This window comes from Pedobacter sp. KBW06, from assembly GCF_003852525.1.
In the GTDB taxonomy this organism is placed as follows: Bacteria; Bacteroidota; Bacteroidia; order Sphingobacteriales; family Sphingobacteriaceae; genus Pedobacter.
The window spans coordinates 1,538,146-1,554,926 of the sequence record NZ_QAJL01000003.1 but is presented as its reverse complement, the minus strand read 5'-3'; the positions used below and the strand labels follow the sequence as shown (position 1 = coordinate 1,554,926).

12 protein-coding genes are annotated in these 16,781 nt (G+C 43.6%); 10 read left to right on the top strand and 2 right to left on the bottom strand.

The annotated features are described in order from the left end of the window. Positions 1 to 13 precede the first annotated feature (13 nt). From DBR43_RS21180 to DBR43_RS21155, 6 genes are all read left to right on the top strand, one after another. Positions 14 to 1,654 (top strand): RagB/SusD family nutrient uptake outer membrane protein, encoded by a 1,641-nt coding sequence (locus DBR43_RS21180; protein ID WP_124584434.1) that lies wholly within the window; start codon positions 14 to 16, stop codon positions 1,652 to 1,654. A 24-nt stretch (positions 1,655 to 1,678) separates the two neighbouring features. Further along, complete coding sequence (locus DBR43_RS21175) at positions 1,679 to 4,732, top strand: SusC/RagA family TonB-linked outer membrane protein (protein WP_124584432.1); 3,054 nt, start codon at positions 1,679 to 1,681, stop codon at positions 4,730 to 4,732. A 9-nt stretch (positions 4,733 to 4,741) separates the two neighbouring features. Beyond that, complete coding sequence (locus tag DBR43_RS21170; RefSeq protein ID WP_124584430.1) at positions 4,742 to 6,484, top strand: RagB/SusD family nutrient uptake outer membrane protein; 1,743 nt, start codon at positions 4,742 to 4,744, stop codon at positions 6,482 to 6,484. Between the two features lie 25 nt (positions 6,485 to 6,509). Beyond that, positions 6,510 to 8,468 carry a heparinase II/III family protein gene (locus tag DBR43_RS21165; protein WP_158622568.1) on the top strand — a complete coding sequence of 653 codons (1,959 nt, stop codon included), beginning with the start codon at positions 6,510 to 6,512 and terminating at the stop codon, positions 8,466 to 8,468. Positions 8,469 to 8,579: 111 nt separating this feature from the next. Then, complete coding sequence (locus DBR43_RS21160) at positions 8,580 to 10,019, top strand: alpha-L-fucosidase (protein WP_124584426.1); 1,440 nt, start codon at positions 8,580 to 8,582, stop codon at positions 10,017 to 10,019. A 14-nt stretch (positions 10,020 to 10,033) separates the two neighbouring features. After that, positions 10,034 to 12,106, top strand: a complete 2,073-nt coding sequence (locus DBR43_RS21155) for a glycoside hydrolase family 2 protein (protein WP_199757098.1) — start codon at positions 10,034 to 10,036, stop codon at positions 12,104 to 12,106. Positions 12,107 to 12,297: 191 nt separating this feature from the next. On the opposite strand, the gene DBR43_RS21150 is transcribed toward DBR43_RS21155, so the two are convergent. Then, positions 12,298 to 12,855 carry a thioredoxin family protein gene (locus DBR43_RS21150; protein ID WP_124584424.1) on the bottom strand — a complete coding sequence of 186 codons (558 nt, stop codon included), beginning with the start codon at positions 12,853 to 12,855 and terminating at the stop codon, positions 12,298 to 12,300. Between the two features lie 81 nt (positions 12,856 to 12,936). Here DBR43_RS21150 and DBR43_RS21145 point away from each other — a divergent pair, with 81 nt between their 5' ends. Next, entirely contained in the window at positions 12,937 to 13,530 is a 594-nt protein-coding gene (locus DBR43_RS21145; protein WP_124584422.1) for a DUF4291 domain-containing protein, read from the top strand. Positions 13,531 to 13,587: 57 nt separating this feature from the next. On the opposite strand, the gene DBR43_RS21140 is transcribed toward DBR43_RS21145, so the two are convergent. Next, positions 13,588 to 14,529: an MBL fold metallo-hydrolase gene (locus tag DBR43_RS21140; RefSeq protein ID WP_124584420.1), complete on the bottom strand. Its 942-nt coding sequence runs from the start codon at positions 14,527 to 14,529 to the stop codon at positions 13,588 to 13,590. Positions 14,530 to 14,707: 178 nt separating this feature from the next. On the opposite strand from DBR43_RS21140, the gene DBR43_RS21135 reads away from it, so the two are divergent. The 3 genes from DBR43_RS21135 to DBR43_RS21125 are packed head-to-tail and all read left to right on the top strand — an operon-like array spanning position 14,708 to position 16,464. Beyond that, positions 14,708 to 15,064, top strand: a complete 357-nt coding sequence (locus tag DBR43_RS21135; protein ID WP_124584418.1) for a winged helix-turn-helix transcriptional regulator — start codon at positions 14,708 to 14,710, stop codon at positions 15,062 to 15,064. 48 nt (positions 15,065 to 15,112) lie between these two features. Beyond that, a complete protein-coding gene (locus DBR43_RS21130) occupies positions 15,113 to 15,892 on the top strand; it encodes an Fpg/Nei family DNA glycosylase (RefSeq protein WP_124584416.1) in 780 nt (259 codons plus the stop codon). A 50-nt stretch (positions 15,893 to 15,942) separates the two neighbouring features. After that, positions 15,943 to 16,464: a CAP domain-containing protein gene (locus tag DBR43_RS21125; RefSeq protein ID WP_158622567.1), complete on the top strand. Its 522-nt coding sequence runs from the start codon at positions 15,943 to 15,945 to the stop codon at positions 16,462 to 16,464. The last annotated feature ends 317 nt before the right edge of the window (positions 16,465 to 16,781 follow it).

The following is a 16,781-nucleotide window of genomic DNA, read 5'->3' as shown; positions in this document are numbered from 1 at the left end:
GAACCTTAAAGTAATGAAGCGTATAAAAAATATAATTACAGGACTGAGCTTGCTTGCCATCATAGCTTCCTGCTCCAAATCCCAGGAAAAAGAACCGCTGGAAAGAATCGGGGAAGACCTGGTTTTCGATAATATAGATAAGAATGCAGATTATGCGAAACAGTTTCTCAATGGTACCTATTCACAATTACCTGACGGATACAACAGGGTGATCGGGAATTTTCTGGATGTAGGAACTGATGATGCGGTCTCTTCGGAAGATGGAAGTCCGGTAGAGGGCTACAGAACCGGACTGGTGTCCGGACAAAATGTACCAGACAACCAGTGGGCAAGGAATTATGCGGGGATCCGCAGGGCGAATATGTTCCTGAGCAAAATCGATATTGTACCCACTACTCCTGAACTGAAAATCCAGTGGAAAGCAGAAGCGCGTTTCCTCCGTGCTTACTTTTATTTTGAACTGGTAAAGAGATGGGGGGGAGTGCCCCTGATCGGCGATAAAATATTTGGCCTTAACGATAATGTCAATCTGAAAAGAAATACAGCGGATGAGTGTTATGATTATGTCCTTTCGGAAATCGAAGCGGTAAAAGACCTTTTACTGCCGGCAGTAGTTGCTGATCAGAATATCGGAAGAGCAAATAAGGGGGCTGCGCTTGCCTTAAAATCAAGAATATTATTATATCGTGCAAGCCCGCTTTCGAACCCTGGCGGAGATCTGCAACGCTGGCAGGCAGCCGCTGATGCGGCAAAAGACCTGATGCAATTGGGTAATTACTCATTGGGAACAGATTTCATTGCCCTGTTTAATGCAACGAAGAACACGGAAATTATTTTCATGAAGGAACAGAGCCAAAACCAGACGGTGGAAACGAATAACGGGCCGATTGGATATACTATTGGCAACGGAACAACAAGTCCTACGCAAAATCTGGTAGACGCTTTTCCAATGAAAAATGGTAAAATGCCAACGGAAACGGGGTCAGGATACGACGCTGCAAATCCATACGCAGGCAGAGATCCCAGGTTTGCGGCAACAATTATGTTCAATACCACGAAATGGCTGAACAGACCGGTAGAAACATTCAATGGTGGTTTAGACCGCCCGGGAGGAAGCAGGGTCCAGACCAAAACTGGGTATTACCTGCGTAAATTCATGGGTAAATTTGAAAGTTCCGGTGTTTACAGCAATCAGAGTCATCATGTCATGCTGTTTCGTTATGCAGAGATCTTATTGAATTATGCAGAGGCAGTGAATGAGGTCAACGGCCCGGTAGCCGAGGTGATGAACGCCATTACAGCCATAAGAAAAAGAGCGGGAATTACGGCAGGAACGGATGCGAGGTATGGCATCGCTGCTGGCATCACGAAAGATCAGATGCGTAGCCTGATCAGAAATGAACGTCGCGTGGAAATGGCTTTTGAAGAGCAACGGTTCTGGGACATCAGAAGATGGAAAATCGCGGAGCAGGTGCTCAATGCTCCACTGAAAGGAGTGAACATTGTTAAAAATGCAGACGGGACTTTTAATTATACCATCCTGGATATTGCTCCTGCAGTTTTCGATGCTTCGAAAAACTATCTTTTCCCAATTCCTTACTCGGAAATCCAGACCAATCCAAACATGACTCAAAATCCGGGATATACTTATTAATTCCTCCAAACAAACACAGAAATAATGAGAAAAATAATTCTTATATGCTTTATGCTATGCCTGGGCACGGTGGCATTTGCGCAACAGATCGTACTGAGCGGCAGGGTGACCGACAAAGACGGCGGTCCTATTCCAGGTGCTACGATTACTGAAACGGGAAATGAAAAAAACGGAACATTCAGTAACAACAACGGCGATTTTAGCCTGAAAATAACCGGAAAGCAAATTAAAGTAAGCAGCATCGGTTATGAAGTACAAACCATCAGTATCGGAAATAAGCATGCCATTGTCGTAACACTGCTGGATAACAATTCACAGATGAATGAAGTGGTGGTGGTGGGCTTTGCCAAACAAAAGAAAATCACCAATAGCGGCTCCATTTCCACCATTAGTGGAAAGGAATTGCGCCAGAGTCCTGCGGCAAGTATCCAGAACTCATTGGCCGGAAGATTACCGGGATTGTTCCAGCAGCAAACCAGCGGACAACCGGGAAAAGATGCCGCCAATATCTATATCCGTGGAGTGAGCTCATTTGCCGGAAACAGCAGTACTCCATTGGTGATTGTGGATGATGTGGAATTCCAGTATGCCCAGCTGAACCAGATTGATCCGAATGAGGTAGAAAGTATTTCCATCCTTAAGGATGCATCCACAACTGCAATTTATGGGATTAAAGGAGCAAATGGGGTCATTGTAATTACAACGAGAAGAGGAAAAGAAGGCCCCGCAGTGATTACCTTCAGAACAGAAGCTGGTGTGCAAATGCCTACCATTTTAAGAAAGTCACTGGATTCTTACCAGTCTTTGCAATTGTTGAAAGAACAGGCGGTTAATTCCGGTCAGGATCCTAATGTTGCCTATCCTGGCCTGGTAAGCGATGAGGCTTTGGAACATTTTCGCCGGGGCGACGATCCCTTCCGCTACCCCAATGTAAACTGGTACGATGAAGTGATGAAAAAAAGCGCAGTTCAGTTGCGCAATAATATTGACATCAACGGGGGAACAAACAGTCTTCGTTATTTCATTTCTGCCGGTTCCCTTTATCAAAATGGAATCCTTAAAGATGTAAAACGAAAAGAAGATTTTGACAACAATTACTTTTTAAAAAGATACAATATCCGATCTAACGTTGATCTGGATGTCAACAAAAACCTAAGCCTGAAATTAGACCTTTCTACACGCTTCAGTGAAATCAATGAGCCTAATTTACCGGATCCGATGCCGGGAGGATCACTTCCTTTCTGGCGTAGAATTTCGAGCGGATTACTCGGTCCCTGGGTGTATCCGGTCCGCAATGCCGACGGAAGTTATGGTGGGGTGAGGGGTGGTTCACTGAACCCTGTTGGTGCCCTGGAATATGGGGGATACAAACGGAATTACAGCAATGACCTGAACCTGAATTTGAGCGCTACCCATAAACTGGATTTCATCACTGAAGGCTTGTCCCTGAAAGGAGTACTGGCTTACACGAATAAATCTGAGTTTAACAGAGAGCTTGGTCGTGGGCGTTTCCCGGTGTATACCCTGATTCCGGGAACAAGTACGCTGGACCCGGTATATCCTGAATTGTTGAGGATTGAACCACTGGTTCGGGGTAGCGGAGATTATGAAGCACCTTTCAGAAAGCTGAATTTTCAGGCCATCCTGAATTACAACAGACAGTTCGGACAGCATAATGTTTATGGTTTACTGTTAACGAACCGTACCGGAGACATTAAAGGATCCAATGCGCCGGGTAACTTTCAGGGTTATGCCGGAAGATTGGGCTATAACTTTAAGTCACGCTATTTAATTGAGTTCAATGCGGGTTATAATGGTTCAGACCGCTTTAAAGCGAAAAATCGTTTTGGATTGTTTCCTGCCATCTCCGGAGGATGGAACATCAGTGAAGAAGCTTTCTTTAAGGACAATATAAAGGTGGTCAATTACCTGAAAATCAGAGGTTCTTATGGTACGGTCGGAAGTGATGTGGTAGAGGGAAACAGGTACTTATACAATGAGGTGTATGCTGTGGCACCGGGCGGCTATTATTTTGGGGAAAGCCCTACGGGACAGCCAAGAGTAACGCCGGGAACGCTGGGAAACAACGATGTGCGTTGGGAAAAGGAACGTAAAGCAAATATTGGTGTCGACATGAAGTTGTTCAACAGCAAACTTGAAATTACGGCCGACTATTTTGACCACCTGAGGTATGATATCCTGACCAATAGGGAAACTGTACCCGGATATACGGGCTTAAGCCTTCCACCTGTCAACCTGGGTAGGGTGAGCAATAAGGGATTTGAGCTGGAAGTCAATCACCGTAACGCGGTAAATGATCATTTTCAGTATTTCATACGTGCCAATGCTTCCTTTGCGAGGAATAAAATTCTTTTCAGGGATGAACCGGATGCAGTGGCGGCAAACCTGAAGAAAACCGGACGTCCTGTAGGTCAGTTGTTTGGCTATATTTCAGAAGGTTTCTACCGTGATGATGCAGATATCGCAAACAGTCCGAAAGTGTTAGGAAAGACGGTAATGCCAGGTGACCTGAAATACAGGGACGTGAACGGAGATGGAATCATTGACGGAAAAGACATCACTGCCATCGGAAAACCGGAAACTCCGGAGCTGACCTATGGTTTCTCTGCCGGATTCAGCTATAAAGATTTCGATTTCTCCTTCCTTCTGCAGGGAGCAGCAGGAAGCAGCATCAGTTCCAATACCTTACTTCAAATTGGAAATGTCAATGGAATACCCGCAGCAATTCATTTGAAACGCTGGACGCCGGAAACAAAAGATACTGCTGAATATCCCCGTTTGGGAGGTGTGAGTTTTGATGCTTCTACATTTTGGCTGAGACCAGCAGATTACCTCCGCCTTAAAAATGTGGAGTTGGGTTATCACCTGCCGAAGCCGTTTACACAAAGATTGAGATTGAAAGATGTTAGATTTTATGCGAATGGACTCAACTTACTCACTTTTAATAAATTGAAAATTTATGACGTGGATCCGGAATCTAAAAGAGGAAGTGTGGAGGCCTATCAGAATTATCCTCAGATGAAGATTGTCAATTTTGGATTACAAGTAACTTTTTAAGAAGAAACCATGAAAAAATTAGTTAAATATATCATGATCACTGCAGGTTTAGGATTTGCAGTGTGGACTGCGGGCTGTAAAAAAGCAACGGATAAAAGTTTCCTGGATCCTACGGATATAGGACAAATCAATGAGCAAACGGTTTTTGCCGATAGTGCCCTGAGTATTCAGTTTTTGAATTCTGTATACGGAGACCTGCCCAGAACTTATTTCATGCAAAATGGAATTACCGGAGGTGGAATCTGGGCTTTTTCCGATGCTTCCGATGATGGGGAAGCCCGCTGGTCCAGTGGCTTTTCTCAGGGGTTCAACCGTGCAAACGTAGCAGGAGGAGCAGATAACGTATTTAGCCTGAGCACCTGGAACAGCTGCTATGCGATGATCAGGAGGGTAAATGTTTTCCTGGACAACATTGAACGTGCACCGCTTTCTGCCGCGAAAAAAACGAGGCTCAGGGCAGAATCCAGATTCTTAAGGGCTTATTCTTATTTTCATCTTTTGAGAACATTTGGAGGTGTTCCGCTGCTTGGAGATAAAAAGTATAACCTTGAGGACAACTTCCTGTTGCCAAGAAACAGCTTTGCGGAAAACGTAAACTATATTGAGAAAGAACTCAATGACGTGGCGGTCATCCTGCCTTTGGAACACCTTCCGGAGGATTTTGGCAGACCTACAAAAGGAGCAGCGCTTGCAATAAAAGCAAAGCTGTTGCTGACAGCTGCAAGTCCGCTTTTTAATGAAAGTAATCCCAATTCCGGACCGGTAAAGGTACTTCTTGGCTATGAAGCTTATGATGCAGGCCGTTGGAAGAAAGCAGCCGATGCTGCTAAAGAGGTGATGAACCTCGGTCTTTACAGACTGGTAGAAGACAATACTACGGCACCAGGATATGGATATTATGACATGGGCATCCAGCGTAAAAATTCCGAATACATCTTCCAGATCATGATGAATACCGGACGCTTTTACGAGCAGTACCTGTTGCCTGCTTCCCGTGGCGGACAAAACTACGGAAACCCGACCCAGCAACTGGTAGACGATTATGCAATGAGCAATGGGAAAATGATCACTGAGCAGGGATCAGGATATGTGGCCACAAGTCCATACCTGAACCGTGATCCCAGGTTCTATTATACGGTGATTTATAATCAGGCACTTTGGCTGGACAGGACGAGCTTAACCAAAAAACCGGTAGATCTTTATGCACTGGCACCAGGAGATGGTATGGGTACCGCAGCTTACAATACAGTTACCGGATACCTTTGGAGAAGATTCTGTAATGAGAATGCCGGAGGCAATTATGGCGTAACAAGCCAGATCGGACTGGTGGTTTCCAGATATGCGGATATCCTGCTGGAATTTGCAGAAGCCACCAATGAATTTCAGGGGCCAACTTCAGAAGTATATGATGCAGTGGAAGCGATCCGCAAACGTGCAGGCCTGGTTCCTTTTGCCATCAACAGAGGGATGAGTAAAGAAGAAATGCGTACGGTAATCCGTCATGAAAGACGAATTGAGTTCGCTGCTGAAGAAGGACACCGTCTTTTTGATATCTTTAGATGGAAGACTGCCGAAACCCTGTTAAATGGACCAATGGATGGAATGAGGTGGACAAAAACGGGCAGTACCTTTACCGGGAACAGGATCACATTTGAAACAAGGATATTTAATAGTCCTCAGATGTATTACCATCCGATTCCACTGAAAGAGATCAATAAAAACAATTTGTTCATCCAAAACCCAGGATGGTAAACGTATAAAAATGATAGATATAATTATGGAAACTCAAACAACAGCGGAGAATAAAAGTAGTTTAAGGCCGGGGAAATGGATATTATTTGTACTGCTGATGTTGAGTTTCCATTTGGGGCTTGCACAGAAAGAAACACCGGGAAACTGGCTGAGTACAGCATTTAAAAAAGGTGTTGATTTCAATCAGATCGGGGAATGGAGAAATGAACAGCAATTGCAAACCTTTCAAAAGATTGATGCATTGCCGGAACACATAAAATCAGCTTTCGTCAAACAGGCGGAGCAGGCGAATTTGTATGTCTGGCCTTCTTTACCTGCCAGCCTTTACCTGGACTATAAGCATACCGGAACAAGGACAAACTACGAACAATTGCAGTCGGAAAGACGAAGGAAATTATCAAACCTGGTCATCGGGGAGCTGATCGAAAGAAAAGGACGCTTTATTCCTCAGCTGGTCAACGGTCTTTGGCTGGTATTGGAGGAAAGCACCTGGGTAGCACCCGCACACATTGTGGTGCAAAAGGAAGGTGCAGACCTTCCTAATCCTGAAGAGGGCTACATCGATCTGAATGCCGGACGTACGGCAGTAACGGTAGCCATGATTTATCATTTGCTGGCTCCGGAGCTGGATACTTATTCAAAAGTGATCAATAAACGGATCTTGTCTGAACTGGACAAAAGAATTTTTCAACCCTACATGAAATACAATCAATTCTGGTGGATGGGCTTCAAAGGAAATGCGGTAAACAACTGGAATGCATGGGTAAATACCAATTGTATGCATACGGCTTTACTGGCAATGCAAACTCCGGATTCCCTGAACAGATTTACAGAGAAAATTATGCGCAGCACCGATAATTTTCTGAATCAGTATCCCCTGGATGGAGGCTGTGATGAAGGCCCGAGTTATTGGGGAGAAGCGGGAGGAAAACTGATCAGATTATTAACCTTGTTAAATAGTGCAACTAAAGGCAAGCTCAACTGGGAGGATAAGCCTTTGATTCATGAGATGGGCAATTATATTTATAAAATGCACATCGCCGATGATTACATGGTGAATTTTGCCGATGCTACGGCACGTTCTACCCCTGACTTTGAAAGCATCTATCAGTTTGGAATGCTGTTTAATGACCCGGTTTTAAAGCAGTTTGCTGCTTTTCAGTTTAAACAGGAACACCAGGAACTTCCATCCGGAGATGTAACGGATTTTGTACAGTCGGTAGCCATTTATGCCGACTTATTGAAAATCCCCGCGACCGCAGCTTATCCGAAAATTTCCTTACTTCCACAATTGCAGGTACTCACAATGAGGTCTGAAGCCGGAAGCAGCAAAGGAATGTTTGTGGCGATAAAAGGAGGGAACAATGCCGAAAGCCATAACCACAATGATATTGGCAATTTTATCATATACATGGACGGGAAACCCGCAATTATTGATGTGGGGGTGGGAACCTATACCAGCAAGACATTTAGTAAACAACGTTATGAGCTCTGGAACCTGCAGTCTCAATGGCACAACTGCCCGGTCATCAACGGCATTCCACAGTCGGATGGAAAAAAATATGCGGCTAAGGATTTTACCTATTCGCATGAAGCGGATCATGAAAACCTGCATCTGGACCTGGCTGCGGCTTATCCTGAAACAGCGGAAGTCAAACAATGGAAGCGTAACCTGGATTTCTATCCGGCAAAAGAAATGTTAACCTTAACAGAGTCGTATCAGCTGAAGAAATTTAAGGAAGCCTCGGTCTTGAATTTTATGACCGCGGCACCGGTACAGCAAAGCCCGGGAGAGTTGACCTTCGGCAAAACAGGCCTGGCCCTGAAATACGACCCTTCGAAATTTGAGGTAAAGGTCATAGAGAAATTGCTCGAAGACCCGCGCCTTAAAAATAGCTGGGGCGAAAAAGTATATCGGGTGGAGCTCCGGTTTAAAAGTAAATCATTAAAGGATCAGGTTGTCCTTAAATTCTATAAAAAATAATATCAGCCAATTACAACCCACAAAGAAACCATCATGACCTTACCAATCACACAACGAAGCGTATGGCAAGATCATGATCGCAAAAGATCGAAAAAAAGCAAATATATACTGATGAAAAGATTGATGATTGCAGCATTTGGACTTTCAGTTCTGATGAATTTACAGCCGCTCTCTGCACAGCAGAGCAGCACAAAAGAAAAGATAGCCTTACTGCATGGCGCACATAGAGTAGGAAAAAGAACGGATGCAACAATGGAAAAATGGAGAGGCTATGGCCTTGGTCAGTTTATCCATTGGGGACTGTACGCCATCCCTGGCGGAGCCTGGAAAGGAAAACAATACAATGGTGCCGCAGAATGGATCAGGTCATGGGATGGAATTCCTAAATCTACTTATGATTCGCTAAACTATAGTTTTAATCCAACTGCATTTGACGCCAAAGCCTGGGCAAAAACAGCCAAACAAATGGGAGCAAAATATGTGACTTTTACCACGAAACACCATGATGGCTTTTGTCTGTGGCCAAGTAAATACACGAAATATACCGTAAAGAATTCCCCTTATAAAAAGGACATCGTAAAGGCGGTAGTGGATGCTTATGATCAGGAAGGAATCGATGTGATCCTGTATTTTTCCGTGATGGACTGGAATCATCCGGATTGGCGCTATGACATTAAAACCAAAGAGGACAGCATTGCTTTTGAGCGCTTTAAAAAATTCACCCGCAACCAGCTGATTGAATTGCTGACCAATTACCCTACGGTTAAAGGTTTGTGGTTTGATGGCACCTGGGATAAATCCTGGGTAAAACAGGCTGCTTTTGCGGATGAACTGGAAACAGAAATGCGTCGGCTTCGTCCCGGTCTCATCATTGGCAGCAGGTTCAGGGCAGATGAGAACGGAAAACGTCATTTTGATTCGAACGGTGTATTGATGGGCGATTATGAGCAGGGATGGGAAAGAAAAATACCTGCTAAAATAGAAGATGTTCATGGCAACGACTGGGATTGTGTGATGACCGTCCCTGAAAACCAATGGGGATATAATGCAGCCTGGAACGGACACCTAAAAACCGGGAACGAGCTGATAGAGATGACGGCCAGGTGCGTTTCATTGGGTGGTAATTTTGTACTCAACTTCGGCCCTAAAGGAGATGGCTCTATCCGTCAGGAAGAAATCAAACTGGCAGAGGAAATTGGTGATTGGATGAAAATTAATCAGGAAGCGATCTACAATTGCGAATATGCAGGCTTCAATAAACAGGATTGGGGTTATTTTACCAGAAAAACCGGTACCGATAAGGTCTATATGCTGGTATTTAATGTGCCGCTATCTGGTGCTTTAAGAATAAAGACGCCCTCAAAAACGGCAATCAAAAAAGCATATATACTGGCGGATGCACAGGAAAGTTTTATTCCGGAAGAGATCAGTGCTGATGAATATTTCCTGCATCTGAAAAAAAATACACCTTCAAAACCATTTGTGATTGTTCTGGAAACCATAAAAGCAGGGCAGGACAGTGGGACTAAATACGAGAAAGCTAAAATTTAAAACGAAATACAGATATGATGATAAAACGCGGGAGATCTCTGTTGGTATTGATGGCATCCATGGTGCTTTTTCATACCACAGCCAGGTCACAGACGAAGGCGAAAGAGGCGGCAAGACAAGTTATTGCCATAAATAACGATTGGCAGTTTAAAAAAGATGCCAACCGGAGAGATGCTGCTTTAACAGATTTGAAATGGAAAAATGTAAATATTCCACATACCTGGAATGACAAAGACATCCAGTCGGGAAATGGCTTTTATGCCGGAGATGCTACTTATAGAAAAGAACTGCAGGTCGATACCAATTGGAAGGGAAAACGGATATTTATCCGCTTTGAAGGGGTAGGATCGGAATCCCGCCTGTACGTCAACGAGCGATTCATCGGCGAACATAAAGGATCTTATGCTGCTTTTGCCTTTGACATTTCCTACGCCTTGAAATATGGACAGAAAAATAAAATTGAAGTCCGGGTTAACAATCAGGAAAGGGAAGATATCATCCCAATTAACAACCGTCTTTTTCCAATCTATGGAGGAATCTATCGCCCGGTTTCATTGATCGTAACCAATAAAGTAAACATTGCCGTAACCGATTTTGCATCGCCGGGAATCTACATTAGCCAGAAAAATGTCTCGGTAAAATCGGCTGATGTTCAGCTGAAAGTAAAGATGGAGAATAAATCAGATAAGGCGGCGGCGCTGACCTTGTCTGCAAAAATTTATGATGCAGCAGGTAAACTGGTTAAGGAAGAAAACAGCCCGATCAATGTCTCTACTCAGGGAGAACAAATTTTTAGCCAAAGTCTGAACCTCACAAATCCGCATTTATGGAATGGAATTAAAGATCCTTACCTCTATAAACTCGTAGCCAGGGTTCTGGATGGAAATGAGGTTTTGGATGAGGTGACTCAGCCTTTAGGGATTCGTAAATTTGAAATGAAACCCGGCAAAGGTTTTTTCCTGAACGATGAGCCTTACCGCCTGCTTGGCGTATGCCGGCATCAGGACAAACAGGATGAGGGAAATGCCTTGTCCAACGAACAACATGTAGCAGATTTAAAGGACATCCGGGAAATGGGCACTACTTCCATCCGCTTTGCGCACTATCAGCAATCTGAATATCTTTATTCCAAATGCGATAGCATGGGCTTTGTCATCTGGGCCGAAATTCCTTTTGTAAATGCCGTTTCGGGAAAAGAAGCCGCAAATGCGCAGCACCAGCTAAGGGAACTGATCCGCCAGAATTATAACCATCCTTCAATTTATGTATGGGGGCTTCACAATGAAGTGTACGGAAAAACACCAGACGATTATACGGCAGTATTAACCAGAGAGCTGGATGATATCGCTAAAACGGAAGATCCGGACCGTTATACCGTGAGTGTAAGTGGTTATGGAGAAATGGATCGTCCTACCAACTTAAATGCAGATATCCAGGGAATGAACCGCTATTATGGCTGGTATGAAGGTCATATTGGCGATCTGGAACAATGGGTGTCAGGGTTAGAGAAAAAATACCCGGACAACAGGCTGGTGCTTTCAGAATATGGAGTAGAAGCAAATATTGACCAGCAGGAAGAACTGAGCAGAGATACGGGCAACCCTTCGGGGCAGTTCTGGCCGGAAGCTTATCAGCAGAAGTTCCATGAAATCCAATGGGGAATCATTGAGAAACATCCATATATCGCAGCTTCCTATGTCTGGAATATGTTCGACTTCGCTGTGCCTCCTGCAAATGGGGGAGGGGTACCGGCAAGAAATATGAAAGGCCTGGTTACCTATGATAGAAAAGTTAAGAAAGATGCCTTTTACTGGTATAAAGCGAATTGGAATCCGGAGCCTATGGTATACATCGCAGGCAGACGGAACAATAAAAGAGTCAATGCTTTAACGACAGTAACGGTTTATTCCAATACAGGAACACCCGAACTAATCGTGAATGGTAAAAAAATAACGGGTGTAAAAAAGGGTACTACTGCGGTTCACTATGTTTTTGAAAAGGTTAAACTTCAAAAAGGAAGTAACCGTATTGAAGCAATTGCCGGTAAAAACGAGATCAGCGACCGGGTAAACTGGAATTTAAAGTAACCCTGTGGAAGCGGGGAGATTTGCCTGTCTTCCTTCGTACCTCGTTCGACCACAACAGTTAACTGGAACGTCCCATGGACGTATCAGGAACGTATCAGGAACGTCTTTTCGATCGAAAAGACGTTCCTGATACATCTTTAGGCTGACTGAGGTATGTTCCGGTTAACTATTGTAACCGAACATGACCTTACCTACTTCCCTTTCAGTGCAGAAAAACGTTCGCCAATAAGGCTCAGCTGAGCTTCTGTAAGTTTTGATGTTTTTCTCAATACTTTTTGGAAAGCAGCAATTTCTTCTGTTGATCCGGGATAGCCAATATTCTGTCCTGGCGTAGTTAAAGGCGCTCCATCTGGTCTGATCTGAGAATCAGCGAGTACTTTGCCATCTGCATCAAGAACCAGCCAAAAAGGAATCCCTTGTTTATCGCCGCCATTCTTTTTCAGAAAGTCCATTGCTCCTGGATTTTCCAGTGCTTTATTCTTATCGTTCTCCAATACCGTCAGGTGAGAGATCACATAGTTATCATTAAATAATTTCCTGCAACTGGCATCATTCATTGCTGTATCCAGTTTATGACACCAGCCACACCAGGAAGCATGGAAGATGACAAATACTTTTTTCTTTTCTTTAGCGGCTTGTTTATACGCTTGTTTGAGAATCACATCAGCCGGTTTTGCCGGTTCCTGTGCATAGCTTGTCGCGAAAAAAAGCAGCGCACAAACCGTAAATAATACTTGTTTAATTTTCATGGGGGATCTTTTTAAAGCTAATTTAGTTAAATTTTTATAGCTAATGGTTAGATTTGAGGATGATTAAATATAAAAATAACAATGAATGAAAGAGTAATCCGAGCCTTAAATGATGAGCAAACGATCACTGTTTATCAGGCTTACAACCGCCACATTGCGGAAAGTGCAGTCGCAGCCCAGACCTTTGTTTCTCCCCCCTTCAAAAAAGAAAGAATGACCTGGATCAAGCCATCCTTTCTTTGGATGATGTACCGTTCGGGATGGGCACTTAAAGAAAATCAGGAACATATCCTGGCTGTTAAAATCAAGAGATCAGGATTTGAATGGGCACTGCAAGAGGCTTGTTTGTCTCATTTTGAAGCCGGCGTACATGCTTCTCCGGAAGATTGGAAAGAAAAACTATCGGGATCGCCGGTGAGGGTTCAATGGGATCCCGAAAAGGACATCTTCCTGCAGGCATTGCCTTATCGCTCTATTCAGATCGGGTTGTCTGGTATTGCCGTCGAAAAATATTGTGCAGACTGGATCGTGCAAATTGAAGACATTACGGAATATTCAAAAGGGATTCACCGGCTGCTTCTTGAAAATAAAGTTGAGGAAGCTAAAAGCCTGTTGCCCCTTGAACAGTTGTATCCTTTACCTGATCCAATCGCCCTGAATATTAAGTTGAGCTAAATTCCCCCTAAACCCGGCGGTCAACAGACGGCCCAGGTTTATCCTCCAGTTTACAAATCATTGATAGCTGTAAGAAATCGGGATCCATACATACCCGGTTCCTTCTGCCCGGATATGTCCTATTCCGGGAAAAGAAATATGGTCACTGGCAATCCAATACCCCTTTTCAGCGGCCTCCGCATAAGCTTTTTTACGCTGTAATACCGCAGCTGCCGGATCTACATCAAAAAGAATGGCTACCCCGGGATCTGAAAACTGAACTTCGGCCACATGCATGATGTCACCCCAGAACATCATTTTTTCTCCCTTGTTTTCTAAAGAGAAAAAACTGTGACCGGGAGTATGGCCTGGTGTCGCTATTGGTCGGATTCCCGGGAATATTTCCTGATCGTAGTTAAAAGTTACCACTTTGCCCGCTTTCAAATAGGGGTCAACCTTCAGATGGGCTTCATCAAAGAACGGAGCCAATCTTTTGGCTGCTTTTTCTTTCTGACCTTTCCCCAGCCAGAAATCAACCTCGGCCTTGCTGATATAAATTTTGGCATTCGGAAAAACCATGTGGTTTCCATCCATCAGTCCTCCCGTATGGTCGGTATGAATGTGTGTGATCAGGACCATGTCAATGTCCTCGGGTTGGTAACCTGCGGCCCGGATGCTATTGGGAAGGAAACCTAAAGATGGGCCATAGAGTTCGCTGGTTCCTGCATCAATAAGGATTAGTTTTGAACCGGTAACAATGAGATAGGCGTTAATGGATGCTTCGGGTTTAGTAAGGTGATTTTTTGCCAGTAATTTTTCGACCTGCCCTTCAGCAGTATTCAGCAGGATGTTTTTAACGGGAAGCGGAAGCGTTCCATCTGATAACGCAATGATTTCATAATCTCCAAACTTCATCCGGTAATAACCAGCTTGTGCTTTTTCCGCTTTTTTTAAAGTTTGAGCGATGATGGGCTGACTAAATAGCAGGATGGAGAGCAGGCACCTAAATAAGTTTTTCATGTTTTTTTTAAATTATAAATAGACATTTCCGGAAGGAATGCCCTGCAAAACTAGACCCGGCCCGGATTTCCTGCAAGTACGTACTTACGAATCATATAGGGGGGAATTCCGCCCAATTGGCTTGATGAGGTCTGAGGGCAGGAATAATTCGTATTTTTGAAGCCCTAAAAGAATGCTTATGTATGAGAGAAAAATTCCAAAAACTTTAGACTGTGGGATATCTGTGATCATGGAGGTGATCGGAGGTAAATGGAAGACCTGTCTGATTTATAACATTAGCAATGGCTGGAGGAGACCTGGAGAATTACAAAAGCAGAATCCCGCTGCAAGCAGAAGAGTGCTAAACCAGCAATTAAAAGAACTGGAAGAACACAAGATTGTTCGTCGCGTCATATATGCCGAATTGCCGCCAAGAGTAGAATATTTTTTAACGGAATTTGGAGAATCACTGCTTCCTGTGGTCCGTTTAATGGAAAAATGGGGCGATGAAAATAAAGAACTGGTGATGGAGCTGCTGGCAGTAAGCAACGATTAAAACTTTAAATCCCTTAGATTGTTCTACTCCCACATTAATCCTTAAACTATGCCGGAATTACCAGATTTAGAAGTTTTTAGTGCAAATCTTGACGAACGTCTTGCAGGAAAAAAACTGACTACAGTACAAGTCCCCAACGATAAAAAATTAAATGTTTCCAGTGATGAACTGAGAGCAGTACTGTCCGGGCAGAAGCTCAAATCGGTGAGCCGTTCGGGTAAGGAACTACATTTCAACTTTGAAAAAGGAGATGTACTTGCCCTGCACCTCATGCTGCGGGGGCAGCTTCATTTTTTTGAAGAAAACCATGCGATCAAATCTCCTGTCATCGAACTTTTTTTCGAGGGTGGAACAGGATTGGTGATGTCTGATTTCCAGAAGATCGCAACACCGACTTTAAATCCTTCCGCTGCGGATGCCCCTGATGCGCTGGATGAAAGTGTTGGCGCAGATTTCTTTAGCAAAGAATTCAAAGGAAAGAAGGCCGCAATAAAGGCCATTCTCCTGGACCAGAACAAAATCCGGGGCATTGGAAATGCTTATGCCGATGAGATCTTATGGAAGGCCGGGATTTCTCCCTTTTCAATTGCGGGAAAAATTCCGGAAGCAAAATTGAAAGATTTACATCAGGCCATAGTCGAAGTCTTGAACGATGCCATCGCAGAGATTAGAAAAGCTCATCCCGGAAGCATTACAGGAGAGTTCAGGGATTTCCTGAAAGTTCATACACAGAAACACAGCAAAAGCCCTGCAGGAGGAGAAATCATCATTAAAAAAGCAGGCGCAAGAAAGACCTACTATACAGAGGAACAGGAACTTTTTAGCTAGCCAGGGCAATTAAAGGCTACAGGTAGCGTTTTTGTTACATGATGATTGCTATGAAAAAATTACTGATCCTGCCGCTGTTTTTAATGATTTGCCTGCTTTCGAACTGTAAAAAATCTGACTCTTCCACTGAGGAGAGCGATCAGTCTAACCCGCAGAAAGACAATGTCGGTACCAACCTGAACAATACACTGATGTTACAGGCCGTGAATGCAATCAGGGCAACAGGATGTGACTGCAGCGGGGAAAAGATGCCTGCCGTTCCGGCCCTGACCTGGAATGATCAGCTGGCGCTTGCCGCGAAGCTACATTCCGAAGATATGGTAAAGAACAATTTCTTTGACCATGTAAACAAAGAAGGAAAATCGCCCGGCGACCGCATAAAAGCGGCTGGTTATACCTACAGGTTCTATGGAGAAAACATAGCCATCATCAATACGGATGAAAAAGGGGTCGTTGCTTACTGGCTGACCAGCCAGGGGCACTGCAAAAATATCATGGACAGCAGGGCAAAAGAAATCGGCGTTGCCCGGGCAAATAACTCCTGGACGATGGACCTGGCGGCAAAATTATAAAATCCACAATTTCTGGTAGATAGGGAAACCTATTCATTGATCTTTTTAAGATGAAATGGATAGGTTTCTTAATATATAACTAACATTTAGTTGTTTATAAATACTAAATAAGAGTTCTTCGTTTAATTTTTGTTAATCCGTTTTATTTTAATTAATTGCTGTACATAACTATTTTACAATTAGTTATGTGATTTTTTCTTAAATCCTTGCCTGGAAAAATATTTTAAAAGTTTAGCATTACTTAACATTGTTTTTACAAATACTATTCTTTTTTTGTATAAATACTAAACATAAGTCTAGCCAAATTAAACTTTTGA